Source organism: Kitasatospora sp. NPDC058048 (assembly GCF_042885555.1).
Lineage (GTDB): Bacteria > Actinomycetota > Actinomycetes > Streptomycetales > Streptomycetaceae > Kitasatospora > Kitasatospora lactacystinica.
Genome location: NZ_JBHVRT010000028.1, coordinates 99916 through 121521 on the forward strand (window position 1 = coordinate 99916; position 21606 = coordinate 121521).

The window sequence follows — 21606 nt, forward strand, 5'->3', positions numbered from 1 at the left end:
CGCGCCCGCCGTTCCGATGTACGACAAACGTGTGGTGCGACGAACCCGTCGTCAGGCGGCGACGGCGGCGCGGGCCTCGCGGGCCGCGACCTGCTCCTCGGCCGACTTGTAGACGTTGGTGCTGGCCTGCTGGCCCATGCCCGCGATGGACATGGCCTTGCCGACCACGCCGCCGGCCAGGACGACCGCCAGGCCGACCCAGACGAGCAGCACCGACGGCAGGATCATCGCGACGCCCGCAATGCCGAAGCCGACGAAGGAGATGACGACGCCGGTCCAGGCGGCGGGGGTGTGGCCGTGTGCTGCTGCTGCCATCTGAGTGGTGCTCCTTGGCTCTCGGGGCCCGGCCGGGCCTGCGGGGCCGCCGGCGGGTTGACGGGTTCCATTGTGCCGGGCCACACACCGGTGGCCCAAAGCGGGTGGCGGGTCTATCGCGTCACATGCGCGCAGCTCACACCGCGGTCGGGTCCTCGCCCCGATCCAGGGCCTTCCACAGGTCCCCCGGTGTGTCGGTCTTCGCCGGGGCCTTGCGGGTCGGCGCCTCGTAGCGGCTGCCCATCGCGGGCCAGCCCCGGCCGTAGCGCAGGGTGAGCAGTCCGGCCAGCGCGAGCAGCAGCCCGCCGACCAGCGCGACCCAGGGCCAGGCGGTGTGCGAGACCTCGGTGGCCGCCGAGCCGGTCAGCGCCAGCTTGCGGGCGGCCTCGGTGTCCAGCGCGGCGGTGTCGCCCGCCCCGGCCACCGAGGCGGCGGCCACGCCCAGCCCGGCCAGCAGCGTCAGCGCGCCGACCGCCAGCCGTCCGACGCCGCGCACCGCGAACACCGCGACGGCCGCGGCGAGGCCCACCAGGGCCAGCCCGCCGGGCAGTTCGGAGATCTTCCCGCCGCTGACGGACACGTCCAGGGTGCCGGCCCGGCCCTCGGCCCAGGTCCGCCCGACCGCGGTCAGCACCAGCACGGCGCTCAGCACGGTCAGCAGCAGCATCACGCCGAGGGTGCGGCGGCCGGGCTTGGCGGGGGCGGGGGTCTGCTCAGTCACCCGTCCACTATCCCCCGGCCGACGCCCTGGTCCGTACCCGGGGTGGGGAACGGGGTGGGGAACGGGAAGGGAACCGGGCGGGGAACGGGGTGGGTCACGGCGTCGCGGACAGGGTGGGTCACGGCGTGGGGAAGTCGTCCGTCCGCAGCACCACCGTCCGGCCGCCGAGCGGCAGGAACAGGTCGTTGCCGAACGGCACCCGCTCCGCCTCCCGGTACACCCCCTCGGGGGACGGCGCGGTGTGCACGGTGCAGACCGCCGCCACCGGATCGACCACCACGTACAGCGGCACGCCGCTGCGCGCGTACGCCCTCGCCGCCTCCGCCAGGCCGGGCCGGGCCACCTCCAGCACCGCCTCGACCCCGGCCGCGGCGAACCGGCCCCGCCCGCCCCGCACCGCGTCCCGGGCGAGCACGGCCAGGTCCGGGGCGAGCACCGTGCCGGGTTCGGGCACGGATACGGAACCCGACCCCGGATCAGGTGCGGGTGCGGAGTCGGGCGCGGGTGCGCCGGGTACCCCCGGGAAGTCGACCGCCACCCCGGAGAGCACCCGGCCGTGGCCCGCCGGCTGCTCGCCGAGCTGCCCGGCGGCGCCGAGCACGACCGCCCAGCGCAGCTCGTCGTACGGCACCTCGGGCATCCCGGCCGCCTCCTCGCACCTCAGGACAGTTCCGGCCTCCGCAGCGTATTGGCGGTGGCGACCGCCCGCAGCACGGCGGCCGCCTTGTTCCGGCACTCGGTGTCCTCGCCGTGCGGGTCGGAGTCGGCGACCACGCCCGCGCCGGCCTGCACGTACGCGGTGCCGCCGCGCAGCACGGCGGTGCGGATCGCGATCGCGGTGTCCGAGTCCCCGGCGAAGTCCAGGTAGCCGACGCAGCCGCCGTACAGGCCGCGGCGGGTGGGCTCCAGCTCCTCGATGATCCGCATCGCCCGGGGCTTGGGCGCGCCGGAGAGGGTGCCGGCCGGGAAGCAGGCGGTCAGCACGTCGAAGGCGGTGCGCCCCGGGGCGACCTTGCCGGTCACCGTCGAGACGATGTGCATCACGTGGCTGTAGCGCTCGATGTGCATGAAGTCGACCACCTCGACGCTGCCCGGCTCGCAGACCCGGCCGAGGTCGTTGCGGCCGAGGTCCACCAGCATCAGGTGCTCGGCCCGCTCCTTGGGGTCGGCGAGCAGCTCGGCGGCCAGCTCCGCGTCCTCGTGCGGGGTGGCGCCGCGGTGCCGGGTGCCGGCGATCGGGTGCAGCATCGCCTCGCCGTCGCTGACCTTGACCAGCGCCTCCGGACTGGAGCCGACCACGTCGAAGCCGCCCTCGGTCCCGCCGTCCGGGCCGGGGAAGCGGAACAGGTACATGTACGGGCTGGGGTTGGTGGTGCGCAGCACGCGGTAGACGTCCAACGCGGAGGCCGGGCAGGGCGCCTCGAAGCGCTGCGAGGGCACCACCTGGAAGGCCTCGCCGGCCCGGATCCGCTCCTTGATCTCCTCCACCGCGGCCCGGTACGGCTCGCCGCCGAACGGCGAGTGCACCTCGCCGGGGCCGGCCGGGGTGAAGGTGGCCAGGCCCGGGTCGACCGGCTTGAACAGCTCGGCCTCCATCGCGTCCAGCCGGGCCACCGCGTCCGCCCAGGCCTCGTCCACGCCGCTGGCCAGGTCGTTGTGGTTGACGGCGTTGGCGATCAGCAGCACCGTGCCGTCGACGTGGTCGAGCACCGCGAGGTCGGTGGCGAGCAGCATGGTCAGCTCGGGCAGGCCCAGGTCGTCCGGGTTGAGGTCGGGCAGCTTCTCCAGCCGGCGGACGATGTCGTAGCCGAGGTAGCCGACCAGGCCGCCGGTGAGCGGCGGCAGGCCGTCGTCCTGCCGGCGCGGGGTGTGCAGGGCCTGCAGGGTGGCGCGCAGCACCTCCAGCGGGTCGCCGGCGGTGGGGATGCCGACCGGCGGGCTGCCGAGCCAGCGCGCCCCGCCGTCCGGGCCGACGGTGAGCGCGGCGGCGCTGCGCACCCCCACGAAGGAGTAGCGCGACCAGCTGCGGCCCTGCTCGGCGGACTCCAGCAGGAAGGTGCCGGGGCGCTCCTCGGCGAGGCTGCGATAGAGGCCGATCGGGGTGAGGCCGTCCGCGAGGAGCCTGCGGGTGACCGGGATGACCCGGGTGTCGACGGCGAGCTTGCGGAAGGCTTCGAGATCCATGACGGGCGGCACCTTCTGGAGTTGTGGACGGGGTGGGGTCAGGACAGCGGGAGCACGTCGGCGTCGAAGCAGGTGCGGTCGCCGGTGTGGCAGGCCGCACCGGTCTGGTCGACCTTCACCAGCAGGGTGTCGCCGTCGCAGTCCAGGGCCACCGACTTGACCGCCTGGACGTGGCCCGAGGTGTCGCCCTTCACCCAGTACTCGCGGCGGCTGCGGCTCCAGTAGGTGCAGCGGCCCGTGGTCAGGGTGCGGTGCAGCGCCTCGTCGTCCATCCAGCCGAGCATCAGCACCTCGCCGGTGTCGTACTGCTGGGCGATGGCCGGGACCAGCCCGTCCTCGGAGCGCTTGAGCCGCGCGGCGATCTCGGGTGCGAGGGCGGTGCTGCCGGGGGCGGCGGGTGTGGTGGACATGAGCACCATTGTGTCAGCCCGCCCCGGCTGCCCTGCGGGGCGGCGCTCCCTGCGCCGGAGCGCCGCCCTCGGCCGACCCCGGCCCCCTGTTCGCCCTGCACGCAGCACTCCCCTCACATCCAAGAAAAAGCAATTTCAATAAATGAGAGACAATCAGATCACTCGCCCACAAAAGAGAAGAAAGCGCAAAACTCTCGAAAACAAGAAATCTACAGAAGATCGGGATGCCTCTCTCCTCGATGCACCGAGGAGAGAGGCACCCCGAGAAGAGAAACAATCGCCACCGAATTAGCTCGCACCGGCCAGGAGGCCTCATATCTGAGAGCCCGTGCACCCCGCTCCATCAGCGGGGCGCACGGGCCAAACCACCTCGAGGAAGGCGACCGCCTTGGCCCCTCCCCCGTGGAGGACCAGCGCAAATCCGATGAGCAGACCCATAGCCAGAGCCCAATGAGCCCGGCCTAAAAATTACGACTGGACTCAAAAAATATTGATGGTGCCCCTCGGATGCATCCGAGGGGCACCACCGAAAGAACTACCCACCCCGCCCGCCTCGCCCGCGCGAGGCGGGCCGGCGGGCCGGCGGGCCGGCGGGCCGGCGGGCCGGCGGGCCGAAGAAGCGAACCAGCTCCGAAAGCAGAAGGGCGACGGCCTCCGACAACGAGTCCGCTACGGGTGCAGCTGCCAGGTGAGCTTGGGGCCGCCCTGCTTGTTGCTCGCGGTCAGGGTGCAGGTGTAGTCGCGCCAGCCCTGCTGGTAGTTGGCGGTCGCCGGGCCGAACTGGCGGCCGTAGTAGGTTTTCCCGTCGCCCTGCCGGGCCTTGGCGGCGGCTTCGGCCTCCTTGCAGCCGTCCCGCATGGCGAGCGCGAGCGGAATGTCGCCGGTGATGCCGTCCGCGAGCTTGAGGTCGGCGATCACCTCGCCGTCGTGGTCGCCGGCGCAGGGGCGTTCCTCGGGCTTTGTGATCACCGGGCTCAGCTGCGGGTGGTCGAAGCAGGCGCCGACCGGGAAGAACGCGTACGGCGGCTGCGGCGTGGGCGTAGGGGTGGGTGTCGGTGTCTGGGTGGCCGTGGGAGTCGGCGTGGGCGGCGGCGGCGCGGCGGCCGGCTTCTTGTCGTCCGGCCACAGCACCGCGGTGGCCACCACCGCGAGCAGGACGACCAGCACGGCGGCGACGGTGAGGACCAGGCCGCGGGACGGGCGGGGCCCGCCTGCGGACGGCGACTGCTCGGAGGTCATGGCCACGAGGATGGCCCACCCGTCCCCTCCCCGGCAGGCAGTTCGCCGAACTCCCCTCATCCGGGCTGCCATCCACACCTGCAGCGATGCCGTGGGACACTCCCTCAGGAGAACAAAAGCTATTCAGATGGACGGGATTCCGGTGTGGGCTCTCGGCATGCCGAGAGCCCACACCGCAGTCAACCCTGCCATGAGTCGAGGGAAATGCTCGGACCATCGCCGAGGTAGCTGATCAGTGCCCCCTTAGTGGTGGAGACAAATTCGTCCGGTACGGCATCGACACCGACCCACGCCACTTCCGAGTGCTTGTCAGGCTCCCCGTTGGCAAGTTCGCCGGACCACCGATGAGCGGCGAAGACGACGGTCAGAAAGCCGTTGGGCGCCTCGACGCCCCGGGCCCCGTGGATGACGTGGGCCAGGCACAAATCGTCAGGGCTGACAACGAGTCCTGTCTCCTCCCTGAGCTCACGCACCGCGGTCTCCGTGATCGGCTCGCCGGGTTCGTTCTTGCCAACCGGCAGATCCCACATGCCCTGCGCAAACTTCGCCTTGGGCCCTCTCCGCAGGAGAACGACCCGCTGGGCTTCGAGATCATGGACGATGACAGCCGCGACCAGCAAGGTCATCGACTCCGTGGCCGGTTCGAGAGTGCTCTGATCAACGGTCGAGTGAGCCACGTCGGTCGGGTCCTTCCTGCGGTGCGGCTGTCATGTCAGTGCCTCGCGTACGCGGCGTTCCAAGTCAACGGCTCCTGGGACACCACGCCTACGGTAGACCGCCAAGCGTGGGCGAATCGAAGAGATCGCCTTTCTCGTCCGATCCGAAGTCATACCTTCCATCAGATCGAGCGCCCGCCCCCAGATCGCCACCGCCTCGTCCGCCCGCGCCTGCGCCTCCACGCTGTCGCCGAGATCGGCATAGGTGAGGGCATGGACTCTCCTGTACTTCTCGGCGTCCCAACGGATCAATGCGGCACGGTGCTGCCGCTCCGTTCCCACGTGATCTCCAAGATCAGTGAGAGTACGCGCCGTATGGCTGGCGACGGTGCCGGCTGCCGGTCCACTGACGAGCGAGAAGCTCGGCTGCTGATCGCCGCCACGGGTAAGCGAGTTCTCCGCTGCGAGGAGCGCCTTGGCTGCCGCAGGCTTATCACGGATTGCAGCAAAAGCGCGTGCATGGGTGATGTGGAGCAACGCTTCGGTCCTACTGTCCACCCGTCCGATGCTTCGGGTGAGCGCGTTCTCGATCAGCGCGACACAGTGGTTGGACAGCTTGAGGCTGAGCGCTTGGTGGGCCAGGGCACGCATCATCCAACCGGCATGACCATGAGGATCGGCCTCGACAGCGAGCTGGTAGCCGACCTGGTAGTAGCGCTGGGCCGCGCCTTCTTGGCCGAGATCATGGTGCTTCCACCCCGCAAGGTAGGCAAGTTCAGCGACCGCCCCGAAGGCCCGACGCCGCGTATCTTCGTCAGGAAAACGGCCATTGAGCATCGGGGCTGCCGTGTCGGCAAGATAGGCGGTCACGGTCGTCAGTCCATGCCCGCCGCCGAGCCGTTCGTCCGCCGCGCTGAACACTGCCGTGATCTGTCGGACGACTTCGACTTCCAGCTCGCCCACCCTCGCCATGCCGGTTCGAGCTCGCATCAGACGCGAAACCGGTTCGGGGTCGTAGAGCAGCGGCATCGCCACTCCGGTGGTGGTAAAGGCAGCAGCAGCCAGGAAGGTCCGACGCTCCACATCGGCGCGACCGAGGTTGGCGGCCGCCTCCACTGGATCGATACTCGCCGCCAACGACTCTTCCGGGCTCGCGAAGCCGAGTTCGGCGAGGGTGACGCGGCGCCCGGAGCGACGGGACAGCGCCTCCGCGATGTACTGACCTACTTGCCCGGCCGGCTGTGCGCCATTGATCCAGTGGGCCACGGCGGACTTGTTGGTCAACAAGCTCTCGCCATTCTCCGCACCGACCCGCCGCACCGCGCCCGCCAACGACTCATAGGTACATCCGGCGGCTGAAATAGCCTCCCTGAGGCGGTGATTGGGCTCTTTGAACGTGGCCACGACCGATCCTCCGACTTGGAGCAGTAAACCGCGTAAACCACTCTACGTGTCGAATCGCCTACCCATCGTGCCCCTGGATCGGTTCACTGAACAGTGCCTGCCGGGACCACCTCCCGCAAACCCGGCCCCCTGTCGGTGCCACACCCGGCGCCGCCATCCCGACCACCACGTCGCTGTCCATGCACTCCCGACAGCGAAGCGTGGGATCAGGTGTGCCGGCAGCGGCGCCCGATCCGATTCATCCAGCACCACGTGCCCTCCGGCTCGCCATGCCGAAAGCCGGAACAGGAGGGAACCGATGGACAACACCCTGACCGCTCTGGCCGGGCAGATCGCCCAGCTGGACGCCGTGGACTCCGCCCCCTTGGAGCGGATGCGCCACGAAGCCCTGACCGCCCAGGCCCCCTGGAAGGAGGAGTACGGCGCCTACCAGTCCGGCGGCTGGTGGACCACCTCGCTGATGAACGCCTCCGGCGACGCCGCCGACGTGACGATCGGCGACTGCGCCGCCCGTCCGACCGACCTGCTGGGCCGGATGCCGGCCACCGCCGCGTTCCTGGCCGACCTCGGCCTGGACTTCATGTGGGTGCGGCTCGCCCGGCTGGAGGGCAACGCCTTCCTCTGGGAGCACCGCGACTACGACGAGCTCGACCAGGTCGAGCGGCACCGGCTGCACATCCCGCTGCACACCAACAGGTCCGCCTTCCTGGTCACCGGCGGCACCAAGGTGCACATGACGGGCGGGCGGATCTGGCGGCTCACTCCGACCTACGCCCACGGGGTGTGCAACCTGCTCGGCCCGGACCGGATCCACCTGATCGCCGACGTGTACGCCGACGACGCCTACCGCCACCTGGCCCGACGTCCCGCGCTCAGCCCGGTGGTCGCGGAGCCGCTGCCCGTCGCCGACCAGACGGTCCTGGCCGCGCGGCTGGAGAACGCCCGCAACATGGCCACCCTCGGCTACACGGAGGCGGCCGAGCGGATGCTGCTGCGGCTCTTCTACACGTACGCCCTGCCGGAAGGCACGGTCTACGACCTGATCGCCGAACTGCACACCTCCCTCGGCGACATGGAGGCCGCGACGCGCTGGGAGACCGCCAAGCGCCGCCTCCTCGCGATCCCCGCCTGATCCCAGCCCGCACCTACGCCCGGAAGGAAGAAGCGCATGCCCACCCTGCAACTGGCGGCGATCACCCAGGCCAACCGGCCCGCGCAGCTGCCGCTGCTGTCGAAGCTCGCCGACGTCCTGGCCACCTCCCCGGCGGTGACCCACCTGATGGTCCGAGGGTCGCTGGCCCACGGCACCGCCGACCGTCTGTCCGACGTCGACTTCGTCGCCGGCGTCCACGACGCCCACTTCCCGTCGTTCGTCGAGGCCCTGGACACCCTGATGCCGGTCGAGGCCGGCGCCCTGCTGCCCGGCTGGCGCGACACGATCGTCGCCGACCTCGGCGGTGTCGGGATGGTCTTCCTCGTCCCGGACGAGGGCAAGCTCCACCAGATCGACCTCTACGTCGCGCCGGCCTCCCGGATCCCGCGGCTGCAGGAGACGGTCAGCACTGCCGTCCTCCTCGACCGCCGGCCCGGACCGGTCGCCGCGCCGGACGTCGCGGCGGCCGAGAGCTTCGCCGCCGCCTTCCTCGCCCGGCCGCGCTCCTGCGTCGAGCTGCTGATCGAACACCTGGTGCTGGCCGTTCTCCTGCACAAGCGGATCAAGCGCGGCCAGCGGTTCGTGGCGTACTCCGAGTGGCACCGGTTGCACACGGCCACGAAGGACCTGATCAAGACCGCCCTGGCCCCCGCCTCCCGGTTCTGGGGCTGGTACCAGCTGCGCGAGGAGATCGCCGTCACCCCGATCGGCCGCGCCTGCCTGGGCGACCTGGACGCCGCGATCAGCGGCCCGGCCGTCCCGGAGGCGGTCGACGTCACCGAGGCGATCGAGCGGGTGCTCGCCCTGGCCGAGCGGGCCTGCCCGCAGGCGCTCGACGGCCTGCACGACGCCGTCGCCGCCTACCGCACCTACCAGGAGCTGGTGTGAACGCACTCCACCTCGCGGGCCCGGCCGCCAGCCGGGCCCGCGAGGGCCTGACCGCCGTCTTCTTCGGCGGCGTCGTCCCCGCCTCCGCCCAGGAGGAGACGCTGGCCGAGGAGATCGGCCGGGCCCTCGCCCACGCCGGCTACCAGCTCCTGCACGGCGGCTACAACGGGCTCATGGAGGCCGCCGCCCGCGGAGCCGGAGGCCAGGGAGCCACGGTCGCCGCCGTCACCCTGACCGGCAAGCACGACGAGTGGGGCGCGTTCAACCCCCACACCACCCTGTCCGTCCACCTGCCCGACCCCGGCGCCCGCCTCAACCACTACCTGGAGAACGCCGACCTGGTCGTCGCCATGGGCGGCGGAGTCGGCACCCTCCACGAGCTGACCGCTGCCCTCTACTACGCGACCACCATCCGGCCCGTGCCGGTCTGTCTCGCGGGCGCGGCGGCCCTGCGCCTGCTCGCCTTCCTGCGCGAGGAGCGGTGGCTGTACGAGACCCCGACCCGGCCGCTCGGCTTCCTCGCCACCGCCGAGTCCGCCGACGCCTTCCGCGCCCACCTGGCCTCGCTCGACACCACCCCGATCGGAGGAGCATGATCACCCGCACCCCGTCGGACGGCCTCGCCGCCCGACTCGCCGAAACCGCGTGCGTCAACGCCCCGTTCAAGCTCGCCGACGGAGGCCGGCTCGACGCGTACTTCGACGAGTACCGGCTCGCCTCCGACCCCGCGCTCCTGCGCGACACCGCCACCGCCATGGCCGACCTCGTCCCCGACGACGCCCAGGTGCTCGCCGGCATCGAACTCGGCGGCGTCCCCCTCGTCGTGGCGCTGTCCGCCGCCACCGGCCTGCCCGCCGTCTTCGTGCGCCGCAAGCCCAAGGGCTACGGATCGTTCCACCAGGTCGAGGGCCTTCCCATCGACGGCCGCCGCATCGTCCTCGTCGACGACGTGGTCCGCTCCGGCGCCCAACTGCTCCACATGGCACGCATCCTGCGGATGGTGGGCGGACCGGTCACCCACGCGCTCTGCGTCCTTGAGCGCCCGCTCGGCGGCCGGACGCTGCTGGCCGAGCACCGCGTCACCCTGAACTCGCTGTTCACCGAGGCCGACCTGCCGGCGCCCCGGGCGGGCGGTGCCGCGTGAAGCGGGCCGTGCTCTTCGACCTCGACGGCGTCCTCGTCGACAGCCGGGACGCCCAACTCGCCACCCTGGCAGGCTATGCGACCGCCGCGCTCGGCAGGCGGGTGACCGTCGCCGACCTCCCTACCGCCGCCGCGACCACCCCGCGCGAGTACGTCCTGTCCGACCTCGGGCTGGACGGACCGATCAACGAGGATGGCTGGGCCGCGGCGAGCGCCACGGCCACCCTGACCGCCGAGGTGTTCCCCTACGTCGCCGAAACCCTCGCCGCGCTCCGCGAGGCGGGAGTCGGCACCGGTGTCGTCACCCTGAGAAGCCGCGAACGGGTCAACTGGCTGCTGCCGCAGGACATCCTCGACCAGCTGGACACCGTCGTCTGCTACGAGGACGCCCAGCCCAAGCCCGCCCCTGACGGCGTGCTGCTCGCCCTCGAGCGGCTCGACGTCACCCCGAGAGCGGGCATCTTCGTCGGCGACACCGAGACCGACATCCACGCCGCCCACGCCGCGGGCGTCACCGCCGTCGGAGCCGGCTGGGGCTTCGCCGGCCCTGAAGCGCTCACCCGGGCCGGAGCCCACCTCGTGATGCCCCGCGCCGACCACGCCGCCTTCGTCCTGCCCCTCCTGGTCGGCATCGGCCGTCAGGAGGACAACTCCAAGCGATCTTGACCCCGGAGCCGCTACTGTTGGTGGCGCAGTCGCAGCGCACCGTTGCGTCCGCTGTCGGCTGCGCCACCTCAGAGCGACGGAATACCGGAGTCATGGTCTACACCGTGGGGGCGCGAGCTATCTGCGCCGAGCTGGAGAACTGAGAACCACTCAGTCCTCGTTCTCGGCCCGGCTCGGCGTGTGATCACCCCCCACCTCTCCGCGACTCTTCCGTGAGGGCCCTACCGCCATGCGCTCGACGCAGATCCGCTCCACCTTCCTGGACTTCTTCACCACGCGCGGCCACCGCCACGTCCCGTCCAGCCCGCTCATTCCCTCCGACCCGACCCTGCTGCTGGCCAACGCCGGCATGAACCAGTTCAAGCCCTACTTCCTGGGCGAGGTCACCCCGGAGTACCCCCGCGCCACCACCATCCAGAAGTGCGCCCGCACCTCCGACATCGACAACGTCGGCCGCACCAACCGGCACGCCACGTTCTTCGAGATGATGGGCAACTTCTCCTTCGGCGACTACTTCAAGGCCGACGCCATCGCCTACGCCTGGGAACTCCTCACCCAGGGCTACAACCTGGAGAAGGACCGCCTCTGGATCACCGTCCACCAGGAGGACGACGAGGCCGAACAGCTCTGGCGCAAGATCGGCGTCCCCGCCGATCGGATCCAGCGCCTCGGCGCGGACAACTTCTGGGACATGGGCGTCCCCGGCCCCTGCGGCCCCTCCTCCGAGCTCAACTACGACCGCGGACCGGCGTTCGGACGCGAGGGCGGCCCGGCCGTCGACGGCGAACGGTACGTCGAGATCTGGAACCTCGTCTTCATGCAGTCCATGCGCGGCGAGGACGACGACAACGGCACCTTCCCGATCCTCGGCAACCTGGCCCAGCAGAGCATCGACACCGGCCTCGGCCTCGACCGCCTCGCCGCGATCCTCCAAGGCGTCGAGAACGTCTGCAGCACCGACCTCCTCCTGCCCACCCTCACCACCGTCCAGGAACTCGCCGGCCGCGACTACCCGGGCAGCGGCTCCGGCAGCGGCAAGGAGAAGGTCTCGTTCCAGGTTGTCTCCGAGCACGCCCGCTCGATCGCCTACCTGATCGCGGACGGCGTCCTGCCCGCCAAGGACGGCCGCGGCTACGTCCTACGCCGTCTGATGCGCCGGGCGATCCGGCACGCCCGTCTGCTCGGCATCGACCAGCCCGCTCTCGCCCCGGCCACTGCCAGTGTCATCGCCAACCTCGGCGATGTCTGGCCCGAACTCCACCACCAGGCCAGCCTCATCGAGCAGGTCGTCATCGCCGAGGAGGAGTCCTTCACCCGCACCCTCACCCAGGGCACCCGGCTGCTCAACGCCGCCATCACGCGCAGCCGTGAGGGCCGTTCCACTGCCCTCACCGGTGAGACCGCCTTCGAACTGCACGACACCTACGGCTTCCCCGTCGAGCTGACCATCGAGGCCGCCCGCGATGCCGGCCTGACCGTCGACGAGGACCGCTTCACCGCCCTGCTCGCCGAACAGCAGAAGCGCGCCAAGGCCGGAGGCAAGGCCAAGACCGCCGAGGCCCTGCGCCGCCAGGACGCCTACCGCGAACTGTCCGCCCGCCACGGCCGCACCGACTTCGTCGGCTACGACCGCCTCGACACCGAAACCACCGTCCTCGGCCTCATCTCCGACGGCACCGTCGTGCCCGGCGCCGACCAGGGCCGCACGCTCGAACTGGTCCTGGACCGCAGCCCGTTCTACGCCGAGTCCGGCGGCCAGGTCGGCGACAGCGGCACCATCCGCACCACCGGCGGTGCGCTCCTGGAGGTCCTGGACACCAGGCTCGGCCTGGAGGGCTTCCACGTGCACACCGTTCGCGTCTCCGAGGGTGAGATCCGGGCCGGCGAGCAGGCCGAAGCCCTGGTCGACGGCCCGCGCCGCGACGCCGTCGCCCGCTCCCACTCCGCCACCCACGTCCTGCACGCCATGCTCCGCCGCACCCTCGGCGACCACGCCCGCCAGCACGGCTCCCTCGTCGACGCCGGCCGCCTGCGCTTCGACTTCGCCCACTTCTCCGCCCTCGACCCCACCCAGCTCGCCGCCATCCAGGCCCTCGTCAACGACCACCTCCTCGACGGCCCCGAAGTCCACATCTGGCACGCCACCCGCTCAGAGGCCGAGGCTGCCGGAGCCACTGCCCTGTTCGGTGAGAAGTACGGCGACCAGGTCCGCATCGTCGACATCGGCGACTTCTCCCGCGAACTCTGCGGCGGCACCCACGTCCCCCACGGCTCGAACGCCGGCCCCGTCCGCATCCTCGGCGAAGCCTCCATCGGCTCCAACCTGCGCCGCATCGAAGCCCTCACCGGCCGCGACGCCCTCACCTACCACGACACCGAACGCCGTCTCCTCGAAGAACTCTCCGCCCTCCTCGGCACCCGCCCCCAGAACGCCCCCGACACCCTCCGCAAGCGCCTCGACGCCCTCACCACCGCCCAGCAGGAACTCGCCCGCCTCCGCGACACCGAGCTCCGCACCCGCGCCCAGCAGCTCGCCGCCTCCGCCCGTACCGTCCCTGGCGGCCGGATCGTCACCGCGAAGGTCGCCGACCTCAGCCCCGACGAAGTCCGCACCCTGGCCACCTACACCGCCGACATCCTGGGCAGCGACCATGCTGCAGTCATCCTCGGCACCGAACACGACGGCAAGGCTCTTCTCACTGCCGCCATCACCCACAGCCTCCACAACACCGGCGCCCAGGCCGGCCAGATCCTCGTCCCGGCGGCCCGCCTGGTCGGTGGCGGAGCCGGTGGCAAGGGCCCCGTCGCCAGCGCCGGCGGACGCCGCCCCGGGGCACTCGACCAAGCGCTCGCCCTGGCCGCCCAGGACGCGACCCAGGTTCTCGGGCAGTAGAGCCAGGCCGCCCTGGCACGGGCTGGAGGCTTTCCCTCCCCGGGAGGTCCCGCCGGCCCGTGCCACCTCCGCCTCAGGCCGTCAAGTCCTTCTGCAAGACCACGCTCTCGTAGTTGGTCACATCCCACCGCCACGTCCCGACTGGCGCGTACCCCCGCCTGCGGTACCAGCCGACCAACTCGACGGCCTCGGCCGACGTATCGATGACAGCCACCGTGGAACCGAGCGCAACGATGCGATCCTCCGCCAAGGTCAACAGCCGCTGCCCCAGGCCCGTCCCCCGATACGTGGGATCCACCGCGAGCTGCCAGAACGAGCCCACCCCAACGGGAGCCGGGTAACCGTCCGGGGCTGCGTACGGGGCCGCCACCGTCACAGTTCCCACCACGTTGGCCCCTTGTAGGGCCAGCCAGCATTCCCCCCTTCTCAGTCGACTGGCTGTGTCCTTCACAGACTGGTACGACGCGAAGAAGACCCGACCGGCCGCCGCATGATCGGCGTAGGCACGATGAAGCAAGCGCGTGAGCGTCTCAACCGAGTCGTCCTCAGAGAACCTCTGCACGACGGGAGCGGCCAAGGGACCGAGGGGCCCAGAGAAGTGGGCTGAATGAGTGGCCACGAAATCAAGTGTTCACCGGGGGCTGGAGGGCTGCCAGCTGTGCCGCGAACACCCGTTCGCAGCACAGGTTGAATTTTGCAAACACAGCCCCGACCTCGAACGACCAGCGATGAGCGGCGAAGACGACGGTCAGGAAACCGTTGGGTGCCTCGACTCCCCGCGCACCGTGGATGACGTGGGCGAACTGCAGGTCCTCAGGACTGACGACGAACCCGGTCTCCTCCTTGAGTTCACACACTGCGGTCCCGGTGATCGGCTCACCGGGCCGTCCCTGCTCGGCCACTGCCCGAAACGGCCCTCCACCACGTCCTGCCGCTACCCCGGGGTGAAGAGCAGCAGGAGTTCGAGTGTGGCCTCTCGGTGCGCCGAGAGGCCACACCAACCGAAGCGACGCCCGACTTCACCGTCCCCGAACCGTCTCGCCACCAGACGGGGAGGCCGACCGGACCGTCACCTTCACCGCGTCGAGGCCGTCGATCGGCGGCGTCCTCCGGTTCGACCTTGCACAGTGCCAGGTCAGGGCCGGCCAGATGGGCTGGGGTCATGGCCCGGGAGCCTATCCATCGGGTAGCCCCGATATTCCTCGATCGGAAAGTCCGGCAAGGGCGGACCGCCCTCGACCGCGCCCTGTTCCCGTCTGCTTCGTGCCTGCCCGCCGTCCGTCCACCAGCGCGGACGGCGGCCCCGACCGAACCGGTCGGGGCCGTCGTTGCCATCGTTGCCGTCGTGCCGCGAGCGGCCGTCGGGCTGCGGGTCAGGCCGTCCGGCCGGGGGCCGGGCGGGGCAGGCGGCGGCGGACGGCCCAGACGGCCGCCGCGAGGGCGAAGCCGTAGACGGAGACCAGCCCGTGGCCGTTCTCCTGGGCGAGCCACATCGCGAGGCCCAGTGCGGGGACGCCGGCGGCGAGGGCGATCTCCTTGGGGAGGCGGGTGCGGGTGAGGAGGGCGAGGGCGAGGGTGGCGCCGAGGAAGTAGGTGGCGCCGGAGCTGCCGGCGAAGTTGCGCGGGTCGGTGCTGGGGCCGCCGCCGAGGCCGAGCAGGGTGTCGATGCGGCCGGGCAGCAGGATGCCGGCGAGGAAGAAGCCGAGGGTGAGCGGAGCGCCCCAGTACCACTGGGCGAGCGCGGCGACGGCGGCGAGGGTGACGAGGTTCCACAGGCCGCCGAGCAGGCCGCCGTTCTGCATGAACACCGAGGTGAGCTCGCGCCACCAGCCGGACTTGGCGGGGTCCGCGTCCAGTGCGTCCATCGCGCCGGACCAGAGGAGTTGGAGCAGCACGCCCGCGACGGCGACCGCGGTCAGGGCGATCGCGGCCCACGGGAGCGGCCGTCCGCGCAGGGTGTCGCGGCCCACCACGCCGAGCCCGCAGTTGACCATCATGACCATCAGTGCGGCCGTGGTCACGTTGAAGACGATCGCCCCCATGTCCGGCTCCTCCCCCTGGCTCCGGCGTTTTCCAACACCGTTCGAAAACTTGACGGGGCAAAGCTAGCACAGTTTTCGAACAGTGTTGGAAAACGCTGTACGGTGAGGGGCATGAAGCTCACCAAGGACCGCATCGTCGACGCGGGCATGGCCGTCTTCGCCGAGGTCGGCTACCAGAACCTGTCCATGCGCCAGGTCGCCGACCGGCTCGACGCCCACGCGGGCAGCCTCTACTACCACGTACGCGGCAAGGACGAACTCCTCGCCCTGATGGCCGACCGGGTCTGTCTCCGGGCCTACGACGCCGGCACCCGAGCCCTCACCGCACTCCCGCCCACCGCCACCTGGCAGGACCGCACACAGGCCCAGGCCACCGCCCTGCGCCTGAGCATCAAGCAGCACCCCGGCGGCGCCCAACTCCTCGCCGAGAGCCCCGGCATGCTCAGCACCGGCGCCCTCTCCCTGATGGAACGCCTCCTGCGCACCCTCCTCGACGCCGGCCTGCCCGCCGACCACTGCCACATCGCCGCCGACACCCTGCTCAGTCACGTCACCGGCTTCGTCCTCCAGGAACAGAACCAGCCCGCGACACCCCCACCCGTCACCGCCGAGCTCTACACCGACCTGCGCGAACGGTTCCCCCTCCTCATGGACCCGTCCACACCCCGCCACAGCCAGGACGAGAAGTTCGCGCGAAGCGTCCGCCTGCTCTGCGCCGGCATCGCGACGCTCCCCTAGGCTGACGGCATGTCGAACCACGCCCTCGCCGAACGCCACCGGCTCGCCCAACTCCTCACCGCCGCCGGGCCGGACGCGCCCACGCTCTGCGCCGGGTGGACGACCCGGGACCTCGCCGCCCACCTGGTGGTCCGGGAGCGCCGGCCCGACGCGGCGGCCGGCATCCGGGTCGGGGCGCTGGCCGGGTGGACGCGGCGGGTGCAGGACGGGTACGCCGAGCGGCCGTACGAAGAACTGGTGCGGTTGTTCCGGGCCGGGCCTCCGGTCTACTCCCCGTTCGCCCTGCCCGGCGCGGACGAGGCGGCGAACACCGTGGAGTACTTCGTCCACGCCGAGGACGTCGTACGGGCGGCCGAGGACTGGACCGCTCAGCCCGTGCCGCCCGGGCGCGCCGAGGCCCTCTGGCGCCGCCTCCCGCTCATCGCCCGCCTGGAGGCGGGCCGCCGCTCCCCCGTCCGCCTGGCACTCACCCACCCGGACGGCCGTTCCCTCACCGTCGGCCCGGCCGGAGCCGCCACCGTCCGGGTCACCGGCGAACCCGGTGAGCTGGTGCTCTTCACCTACGGCCGCGGGGCCCTGGCCGCCCTCTCCGTCGACGGTGCCTCCGACGCCGTCGAGGCCCTGCGCCACGTCCTTCCCCTGCCCCCGAGGTAGACCGCGGGACCACACCTCCGCCGGGCCACCGGGGACCGCGGCGCCGGACGCCGCCCGGCCGGAGGGGTGGGGCGGCTTCCCCGGCTGCGGATGTCAGTGCCCGGGTGCAGACTCGCAGGTGGCCGGGGTCCGCCCCGGGCCGCCCGGCCGTCCCGTCCGTCGAAGGGCACACCGCCATGCTCACCACCGACTTCCCCATCGGCTCGCCCTGCTGGATCGACCTGGGCAGCCCGGACATCCCCGCCACGGCCGCGTTCTACAGCACGGTCTTCGGCTGGACCTTCCTGGAGATCCCCGACACCGGTGGCTACGGCTTCGTCCAGCTGAACGGGAAGACCGTCGGCGCGATCGGCTCGCTCAACGAGGGTGACCCGTCCACCTGGACGACGTACTTCCGCAGCTCCGACGCGGACGCCACCGCCAATGGCGTCCGGCAGGCCGGCGGCAAGGTCCTGGTCGAGCCGATGGACGTGATGCAGGAGGGCCGACTGGCACAGTTCTCGGACCCGCAGGGAGCCCGGTTCGCCGTCTGGCAGTCCGGCAACACCAAGGGCCTGGACGCCGTGTCGGAGGAGGGCGCCCTGGTCTGGGCCGAACTGCACACCTCCGACCCGGACGGCGCCTTCGCCTTCTACCGGCAGCTGTTCGGCTGGCGGGTGGAGAACTTCGAGCCGTCGCCGGGCATGACCTACCGGGTGCTCTCCACCGCCGAGGGCGACCAGCGGGACACCAGCTTCGGCGGCATCGCCCCGACGATGTCCCCGGAGCAGCCCTCCGCCTGGACGCCGTACTTCGCCGCCGAGGACGTGGACGCGGTGATCGCCAGGGCGACGGCGGCCGGCGGCTCGGTGCTGATGCCGGCCGCGGACGTGGAGAACGTCGGCCGGCTGGCCTGGCTGGCGGACCCGAACGGCGCTCCCTTCGCGCTGATCAAGGGCGAGCCCCAGGAGTCCTGAGGGTGCGGCGAGGGCCCGCGGTTCCGGGAACCGCGGGCCCTCCTCACGCACGGAACGCGCGCGGAACCTCAGCGCACGTGCCGAACGTCAGCGCACCGGGTACCCGGCCTCGCGCAGCGCGCCCTTGACGTCGCCGATCCGCAGGTCCCCGAAGTGGAACACGCTGGCGGCCAGCACCGCGTCCGCGCCCGCCTCGACGGCCGGCGCGAAGTCGGCGAGCCTGCCCGCTCCGCCGGAGGCGATCACCGGCACCGAGACGGCCTTGCGCACGGCCCGGATCATCTCCAGGTCGTAGCCGTCCTTGGTGCCGTCCGCGTCCATCGAGTTGAGCAGGATCTCGCCCGCGCCCAACTCGGCGGCGCGGCCCGCCCATTCGACGGCGTCCAGGCCGGTGCCCTGCCGCCCGCCGTGCGTGGTGACCTCGTAGCCCGACGCGGTCTCCGTCCCGGGCGGGCAGCGCCGGGCGTCCACCGAGAGCACCAGGACCTGCCGGCCGAAGCGCTTGGCGATCTCGCGGATCAGCTCGGGCCGGGCGATGGCCGCGGTGTTGACGCCGACCTTGTCGGCGCCGGCCCGCAGCAGCTTGTCGACGTCCTCGACGGCACGGATGCCGCCGCCCACCGTCAGCGGGATGAAGACCTGCTCGGCGGTGCGGCGGACCACGTCGTAGGTGGTCTCCCGGTCGCCGGAGGAGGCGGTGATGTCGAGGAAGGTGAGCTCGTCGGCGCCTTCGGCGTCGTAGAGCTTGGCCATCTCGACCGGGTCGCCGGCGTCGCGCAGGTTCTGGAAGTTGACGCCCTTGACCACCCGCCCGGCGTCGACGTCCAGGCAGGGGATGACACGTACTGCGAGGGTCACGGCTGTTCGCCTTCCAGGGCTTCCAGGGTTTCCAGTGCTTCCAGGGTCTTCGCCAGCCCGGACCGGTAGGCGTCGAGCTCGATCTCGACCATCATCCGGGAGTCGATGAGTCCCTCGACCACCACCATGGTGGCCGCCGGGCGTGCGGCGTCGAAGAGTTCACGGTGGGCGCGGCCCACCTCCTCGGCGTCGCGGACGTGGGTGATGTACATCCGGGTGCGGACCACGTCGTCGATGGTCAGACCGTACGCGGCCAGGGCCTTGAGCCCGACGCCGAACGCGGCGAGGGTCTGCCGGTACGGGTCGCCCTCGTGCTCGATCCGGCCGTCCACCCAGGCGGTGGAGCCGGCCACGTGCACGTGGTCCCCCGCGGCGACCGCCCGGGAGTAGCCGAACTCGTCCTCCCAGGGGGAGAATCCGCCGACCCGGCCGCGCACGACCGCACCGTGCCCAGCCGCGCCGTGCCCGACCGCGCCGTGTTCGACCTCGCCGCGTACGATCCGACCATCCGTCATCCTGAAACCGCCTCCAGGGCCTCTTCGAGGGTGAACTTCTGCTCGTAGAGTGCCTTGCCCACGATGGCTCCCTCGACACCCTCACCGACGAGCGAGGCGATGGCCCGCAGGTCGTCGAGCGAGGAGACGCCGCCGGAGGCGACCACGGGCTTGGCGGTCGCGGCGCAGACGTCGCGCAGCAGCTGGAGGTTGGGGCCGGTCAGGGTGCCGTCCCGGTTGACGTCGGTGACGACGTAGCGGGCGCAGCCCTCCTGGTCGAGGCGCTCCAGCACCTCGAAGAGCTGGCCGCCGTCGCGGGTCCAGCCGCGGCCGCGCAGGGTGGTGCCGACGACGTCCAGGCCGACGGCGATCTTGTCGCCGTGCTCGGCGATGGCCTTGGCGACCCACTCCGGGGCTTCCAGGGCGGCGGTACCGAGGTTGACCCGGGTGCAGCCGGTGGCGAGCGCGCGGGCGAGCGACTCGTCGTCGCGGATGCCGCCGGACAGCTCGACCTTGATGTCCAGCCGGCCGGTGACGTCGCGCAGCAGCTCGTAGTTGGAGCCGGTGCCGAAGGCGGCGTCCAGGTCGACCAGGTGCAGCCACTCGGCGCCGGCGTTCTGCCAGGCGAGGGCGGCGGCGAGCGGCTCGCCGAAGGAGGTCTCGGTGCCGGAGGCACCCTTGACCAGGCGGACGGCCTGTCCGTCCCGGACGTCGACGGCGGGCAGCAGTTCGAGGCTCATCAGATCCAACTCTCAGACAGTCAGAGGGTGTTGACCCAGTTGGTCAGCAGGGCGGCGCCGGCGTCGCCGGACTTCTCGGGGTGGAACTGGGTGGCCCAGAGCGGGCCGTTCTCGACGGCCGCGACGAACGGCTGCCCGTGGGTGGCCCAGGTGACCAGCGGCGGGTTGATCCGCGCGCTGTGGGCCTCCAGTTCCCAGTGCCGCACCCCGTAGGAGTGCACGAAGTAGAAGCGGGTCTGCGGGTCGAGGCCGGCGAACATCCGGCTCTCCGCGGGCGCGTCCACGGTGTTCCAGCCCATGTGCGGGACGACGGGGGCGTCCAGCGGCTCCACGGTGCCCGGCCACTCGTCGCAGCCGGCCGTCTCCACGCCGTGCTCGACCCCCTTCTCGAAGAGGATCTGCATGCCGACGCAGATGCCCATGACCGGTCGGCCGCCGGCGAGCCGGCGGCCCACGATCCAGTCCCCGCGGACGGACTTGAGTCCGCGCATGCAGGCCTCGAAGGCGCCCACGCCGGGGACGAGCAGGCCGTCCGCGGCCATCGCGGTGTCGTAGTCGGAGCTGACGGTGACGTCCGCTCCGGTCCGCTCCAGGGCGCGCTGCGCCGAGCGGAGGTTGCCGGAGCCGTAGTCGAGGACGACGACGTTCTTGCCCATGTTCAGGTGTCCAGTCTCTGTGCGGCGGGCGGCGGGTCCCGGCGGCGGGTCTACAGGCGCAGGAGGCCGGAGGCCAGGCACATCACGGAGCCGAAGGCGAGCACCAGGATGACGCTCTTCGAGTGCTTCTGCTTCCAGAAGGAGATGACTCCGCCGGCCAGGAAGAGGCCGACGAAGATGAGGATCATCGCGGTATTGCTCACAGCGCACCCTTGGTCGACGGGAGGATTCCGGCCGCGCGCGGGTCGCGCTCGGCGGCGTAGCGCAGCGCCCGGGCCAGCGCCTTGAACTGGCACTCCACGATGTGGTGCGCGTTGCGCCCGTACGGCACGTGGACGTGCAGCGCGATCTGCGCCTGGGCCACGAAGGACTCCAGGATGTGCCGGGTCATCGTGGTGTCGTACGAGCCGATCATCGGCGCGATGCCCTCGGGCTCGGTGTGCACCAGGTACGGCCGGCCGGAGAGGTCCACGGTGACCTGGGCGAGCGACTCGTCCAGCGGCACCGTGCAGTTGCCGAAGCGGTAGATGCCCACCTTGTCGCCGAGCGCCTGCTTGAAGGCGGCGCCGAGCGCGAGGGCGGTGTCCTCGATGGTGTGGTGGGTGTCGATGTGCAGGTCGCCGTCGGTCTTGACGGTGAGGTCGAACAGGCCGTGCCTGCCGAGCTGGTCGAGCATGTGGTCGTAGAAGCCGACGCCCGTGGAGATGTCGGTCCTCCCGGTGCCGTCGAGGTCTATCTCGACCAGGACCGAGGTCTCCTTGGTGGTGCGCTCGACGCGTCCGATGCGGGACATGGG

At 71.4% G+C, this 21606-nt stretch carries 25 protein-coding genes and 1 pseudogene; 9 read left to right on the forward strand and 17 right to left on the reverse strand.

The features are described from left to right. Positions 1-51: 51 nt before the first annotated feature. From ACFVVA_RS27115 to ACFVVA_RS27150, 8 genes are all read right to left on the reverse strand, one after another. Entirely contained in the window at positions 52-315 is a 264-nt protein-coding gene (locus ACFVVA_RS27115; RefSeq protein ID WP_359910200.1) for an HGxxPAAW family protein, read from the reverse strand. Between the two features lie 136 nt (positions 316-451). Then, positions 452-1036: a TIGR02234 family membrane protein gene (locus tag ACFVVA_RS27120; protein WP_387693426.1), complete on the reverse strand. Its 585-nt coding sequence runs from the start codon at positions 1034-1036 to the stop codon at positions 452-454. 118 nt (positions 1037-1154) lie between these two features. Further along, complete coding sequence (locus ACFVVA_RS27125) at positions 1155-1676, reverse strand: Uma2 family endonuclease (protein ID WP_387693427.1); 522 nt, start codon at positions 1674-1676, stop codon at positions 1155-1157. A gap of 20 nt (positions 1677-1696) precedes the next feature. Next, a complete protein-coding gene (locus tag ACFVVA_RS27130) occupies positions 1697-3220 on the reverse strand; it encodes an anthranilate synthase component I (RefSeq protein WP_387693428.1) in 1524 nt (507 codons plus the stop codon). 38 nt (positions 3221-3258) lie between these two features. Next, positions 3259-3630, reverse strand: coding sequence for a phosphoribosyl-AMP cyclohydrolase (gene hisI / locus ACFVVA_RS27135; RefSeq protein WP_359910212.1), 372 nt, complete (start codon positions 3628-3630; stop codon positions 3259-3261). Between the two features lie 669 nt (positions 3631-4299). After that, complete coding sequence (locus tag ACFVVA_RS27140) at positions 4300-4869, reverse strand: hypothetical protein (RefSeq protein WP_387693429.1); 570 nt, start codon at positions 4867-4869, stop codon at positions 4300-4302. 179 nt (positions 4870-5048) lie between these two features. Then, positions 5049-5495 (reverse strand): NUDIX domain-containing protein, encoded by a 447-nt coding sequence (locus ACFVVA_RS27145; RefSeq protein ID WP_387693460.1) that lies wholly within the window; start codon positions 5493-5495, stop codon positions 5049-5051. Between the two features lie 81 nt (positions 5496-5576). Then, positions 5577-6929, reverse strand: a complete 1353-nt coding sequence (locus tag ACFVVA_RS27150; protein ID WP_387693430.1) for a tetratricopeptide repeat protein — start codon at positions 6927-6929, stop codon at positions 5577-5579. Between the two features lie 298 nt (positions 6930-7227). On the opposite strand from ACFVVA_RS27150, the gene ACFVVA_RS27155 reads away from it, so the two are divergent. The 6 genes from ACFVVA_RS27155 (at position 7228) to alaS (ending at position 13672) form a co-directional block, all read left to right on the forward strand. Further along, positions 7228-8061: an aspartyl/asparaginyl beta-hydroxylase domain-containing protein gene (locus ACFVVA_RS27155; RefSeq protein ID WP_359910219.1), complete on the forward strand. Its 834-nt coding sequence runs from the start codon at positions 7228-7230 to the stop codon at positions 8059-8061. Between the two features lie 36 nt (positions 8062-8097). Then, complete coding sequence (locus ACFVVA_RS27160) at positions 8098-8970, forward strand: hypothetical protein (protein WP_387693431.1); 873 nt, start codon at positions 8098-8100, stop codon at positions 8968-8970. Then, complete coding sequence (locus ACFVVA_RS27165; protein ID WP_387693432.1) at positions 8967-9566, forward strand: LOG family protein; 600 nt, start codon at positions 8967-8969, stop codon at positions 9564-9566. The genes ACFVVA_RS27160 and ACFVVA_RS27165 overlap by 4 nt, the downstream gene beginning before the upstream one ends. Next, positions 9563-10114, forward strand: a complete 552-nt coding sequence (locus ACFVVA_RS27170) for an orotate phosphoribosyltransferase (RefSeq protein ID WP_387693433.1) — start codon at positions 9563-9565, stop codon at positions 10112-10114. Before ACFVVA_RS27165 ends, ACFVVA_RS27170 begins: the two co-directional genes overlap by 4 nt. After that, positions 10111-10779 (forward strand): HAD family hydrolase, encoded by a 669-nt coding sequence (locus ACFVVA_RS27175; RefSeq protein ID WP_387693434.1) that lies wholly within the window; start codon positions 10111-10113, stop codon positions 10777-10779. The genes ACFVVA_RS27170 and ACFVVA_RS27175 overlap by 4 nt, the downstream gene beginning before the upstream one ends. A 229-nt stretch (positions 10780-11008) precedes the next feature. Then, on the forward strand, positions 11009-13672 hold the full coding sequence (gene alaS / locus ACFVVA_RS27180; protein ID WP_387693435.1) for an alanine--tRNA ligase: 2664 nt from the start codon (positions 11009-11011) through the stop codon (positions 13670-13672). A 73-nt stretch (positions 13673-13745) separates the two neighbouring features. Here alaS and ACFVVA_RS27185 read toward each other — a convergent pair whose 3' ends face one another. From ACFVVA_RS27185 to ACFVVA_RS27195, 3 genes and pseudogenes are all read right to left on the reverse strand, one after another. Next, positions 13746-14234, reverse strand: coding sequence for a GNAT family N-acetyltransferase (locus tag ACFVVA_RS27185; protein ID WP_387693436.1), 489 nt, complete (start codon positions 14232-14234; stop codon positions 13746-13748). A gap of 151 nt (positions 14235-14385) precedes the next feature. Continuing rightward, positions 14386-14565: pseudogene (locus tag ACFVVA_RS27190) on the reverse strand (DNA mismatch repair protein MutT); the annotation flags it as partial. Positions 14566-15045: 480 nt separating this feature from the next. After that, positions 15046-15714: a hypothetical protein gene (locus ACFVVA_RS27195; RefSeq protein ID WP_387693437.1), complete on the reverse strand. Its 669-nt coding sequence runs from the start codon at positions 15712-15714 to the stop codon at positions 15046-15048. Between the two features lie 111 nt (positions 15715-15825). Between ACFVVA_RS27195 and ACFVVA_RS27200 the strand changes: the two genes are divergently transcribed. The 3 genes from ACFVVA_RS27200 to ACFVVA_RS27210 all read left to right on the forward strand — a co-directional run bounded on the left by ACFVVA_RS27200 (position 15826) and on the right by ACFVVA_RS27210 (position 18062). Then, the gene (locus tag ACFVVA_RS27200) at positions 15826-16452 is read left to right on the forward strand and encodes a TetR/AcrR family transcriptional regulator (RefSeq protein WP_387693438.1); all 627 of its coding nucleotides are present in this window, start codon (positions 15826-15828) and stop codon (positions 16450-16452) included. A gap of 9 nt (positions 16453-16461) precedes the next feature. Continuing rightward, complete coding sequence (locus tag ACFVVA_RS27205; RefSeq protein WP_387693439.1) at positions 16462-17106, forward strand: TIGR03085 family metal-binding protein; 645 nt, start codon at positions 16462-16464, stop codon at positions 17104-17106. 176 nt (positions 17107-17282) lie between these two features. Further along, complete coding sequence (locus ACFVVA_RS27210) at positions 17283-18062, forward strand: VOC family protein (RefSeq protein ID WP_387693440.1); 780 nt, start codon at positions 17283-17285, stop codon at positions 18060-18062. A gap of 87 nt (positions 18063-18149) precedes the next feature. On the opposite strand, the gene hisF is transcribed toward ACFVVA_RS27210, so the two are convergent. From hisF to hisB, 6 genes are read right to left on the reverse strand one after another with little or no spacing between them, the layout of a single operon-like run. Continuing rightward, a complete protein-coding gene (gene hisF, locus ACFVVA_RS27215; protein ID WP_387693442.1) occupies positions 18150-18920 on the reverse strand; it encodes an imidazole glycerol phosphate synthase subunit HisF in 771 nt (256 codons plus the stop codon). Further along, the gene (locus tag ACFVVA_RS27220) at positions 18917-19435 is read right to left on the reverse strand and encodes a RidA family protein (protein WP_387693443.1); all 519 of its coding nucleotides are present in this window, start codon (positions 19433-19435) and stop codon (positions 18917-18919) included. The genes hisF and ACFVVA_RS27220 overlap by 4 nt, the downstream gene beginning before the upstream one ends. Beyond that, a complete protein-coding gene (gene priA / locus ACFVVA_RS27225; protein ID WP_380548722.1) occupies positions 19432-20154 on the reverse strand; it encodes a bifunctional 1-(5-phosphoribosyl)-5-((5-phosphoribosylamino)methylideneamino)imidazole-4-carboxamide isomerase/phosphoribosylanthranilate isomerase PriA in 723 nt (240 codons plus the stop codon). The genes ACFVVA_RS27220 and priA overlap by 4 nt, the downstream gene beginning before the upstream one ends. A gap of 20 nt (positions 20155-20174) precedes the next feature. Then, positions 20175-20810, reverse strand: a complete 636-nt coding sequence (gene hisH / locus ACFVVA_RS27230) for an imidazole glycerol phosphate synthase subunit HisH (RefSeq protein WP_359908295.1) — start codon at positions 20808-20810, stop codon at positions 20175-20177. 50 nt (positions 20811-20860) lie between these two features. After that, a complete protein-coding gene (locus ACFVVA_RS27235) occupies positions 20861-21013 on the reverse strand; it encodes a hypothetical protein (RefSeq protein WP_359908297.1) in 153 nt (50 codons plus the stop codon). Then, a complete protein-coding gene (gene hisB / locus ACFVVA_RS27240; protein WP_049650368.1) occupies positions 21010-21603 on the reverse strand; it encodes an imidazoleglycerol-phosphate dehydratase HisB in 594 nt (197 codons plus the stop codon). The genes ACFVVA_RS27235 and hisB overlap by 4 nt, the downstream gene beginning before the upstream one ends. Between the last annotated feature and the right edge of the window lie 3 nt (positions 21604-21606).

Excerpts from the sequence above, each read along its gene's own strand:
- priA (WP_380548722.1), bottom strand. The coding sequence starts at position 20,154 with ATGAGCCTCGAACTGCTGCCCGCCGTCGACGTCCGGGACGGACAGGCC.
- hisH (WP_359908295.1), bottom strand. The coding sequence starts at position 20,810 with ATGGGCAAGAACGTCGTCGTCCTCGACTACGGCTCCGGCAACCTCCGC.
- hisB (WP_049650368.1), bottom strand. The coding sequence starts at position 21,603 with ATGTCCCGCATCGGACGCGTCGAGCGCACCACCAAGGAGACCTCGGTC.
- ACFVVA_RS27170 (WP_387693433.1), top strand. The coding sequence starts at position 9,563 with ATGATCACCCGCACCCCGTCGGACGGCCTCGCCGCCCGACTCGCCGAA.
- ACFVVA_RS27130 (WP_387693428.1), bottom strand. The coding sequence starts at position 3,220 with ATGGATCTCGAAGCCTTCCGCAAGCTCGCCGTCGACACCCGGGTCATC.
- ACFVVA_RS27195 (WP_387693437.1), bottom strand. The coding sequence starts at position 15,714 with ATGGGGGCGATCGTCTTCAACGTGACCACGGCCGCACTGATGGTCATG.
- ACFVVA_RS27205 (WP_387693439.1), top strand. The coding sequence starts at position 16,462 with ATGTCGAACCACGCCCTCGCCGAACGCCACCGGCTCGCCCAACTCCTC.
- ACFVVA_RS27200 (WP_387693438.1), top strand. The coding sequence starts at position 15,826 with ATGAAGCTCACCAAGGACCGCATCGTCGACGCGGGCATGGCCGTCTTC.
- alaS (WP_387693435.1), top strand. The coding sequence starts at position 11,009 with ATGCGCTCGACGCAGATCCGCTCCACCTTCCTGGACTTCTTCACCACG.
- ACFVVA_RS27115 (WP_359910200.1), bottom strand. The coding sequence starts at position 315 with ATGGCAGCAGCAGCACACGGCCACACCCCCGCCGCCTGGACCGGCGTC.
- ACFVVA_RS27210 (WP_387693440.1), top strand. The coding sequence starts at position 17,283 with ATGCTCACCACCGACTTCCCCATCGGCTCGCCCTGCTGGATCGACCTG.
- hisI (WP_359910212.1), bottom strand. The coding sequence starts at position 3,630 with ATGTCCACCACACCCGCCGCCCCCGGCAGCACCGCCCTCGCACCCGAG.
- ACFVVA_RS27145 (WP_387693460.1), bottom strand. The coding sequence starts at position 5,495 with ATGACCTTGCTGGTCGCGGCTGTCATCGTCCATGATCTCGAAGCCCAG.
- ACFVVA_RS27125 (WP_387693427.1), bottom strand. The coding sequence starts at position 1,676 with ATGCCCGAGGTGCCGTACGACGAGCTGCGCTGGGCGGTCGTGCTCGGC.
- ACFVVA_RS27220 (WP_387693443.1), bottom strand. The coding sequence starts at position 19,435 with ATGACGGATGGTCGGATCGTACGCGGCGAGGTCGAACACGGCGCGGTC.
- ACFVVA_RS27160 (WP_387693431.1), top strand. The coding sequence starts at position 8,098 with ATGCCCACCCTGCAACTGGCGGCGATCACCCAGGCCAACCGGCCCGCG.
- ACFVVA_RS27140 (WP_387693429.1), bottom strand. The coding sequence starts at position 4,869 with ATGACCTCCGAGCAGTCGCCGTCCGCAGGCGGGCCCCGCCCGTCCCGC.
- ACFVVA_RS27155 (WP_359910219.1), top strand. The coding sequence starts at position 7,228 with ATGGACAACACCCTGACCGCTCTGGCCGGGCAGATCGCCCAGCTGGAC.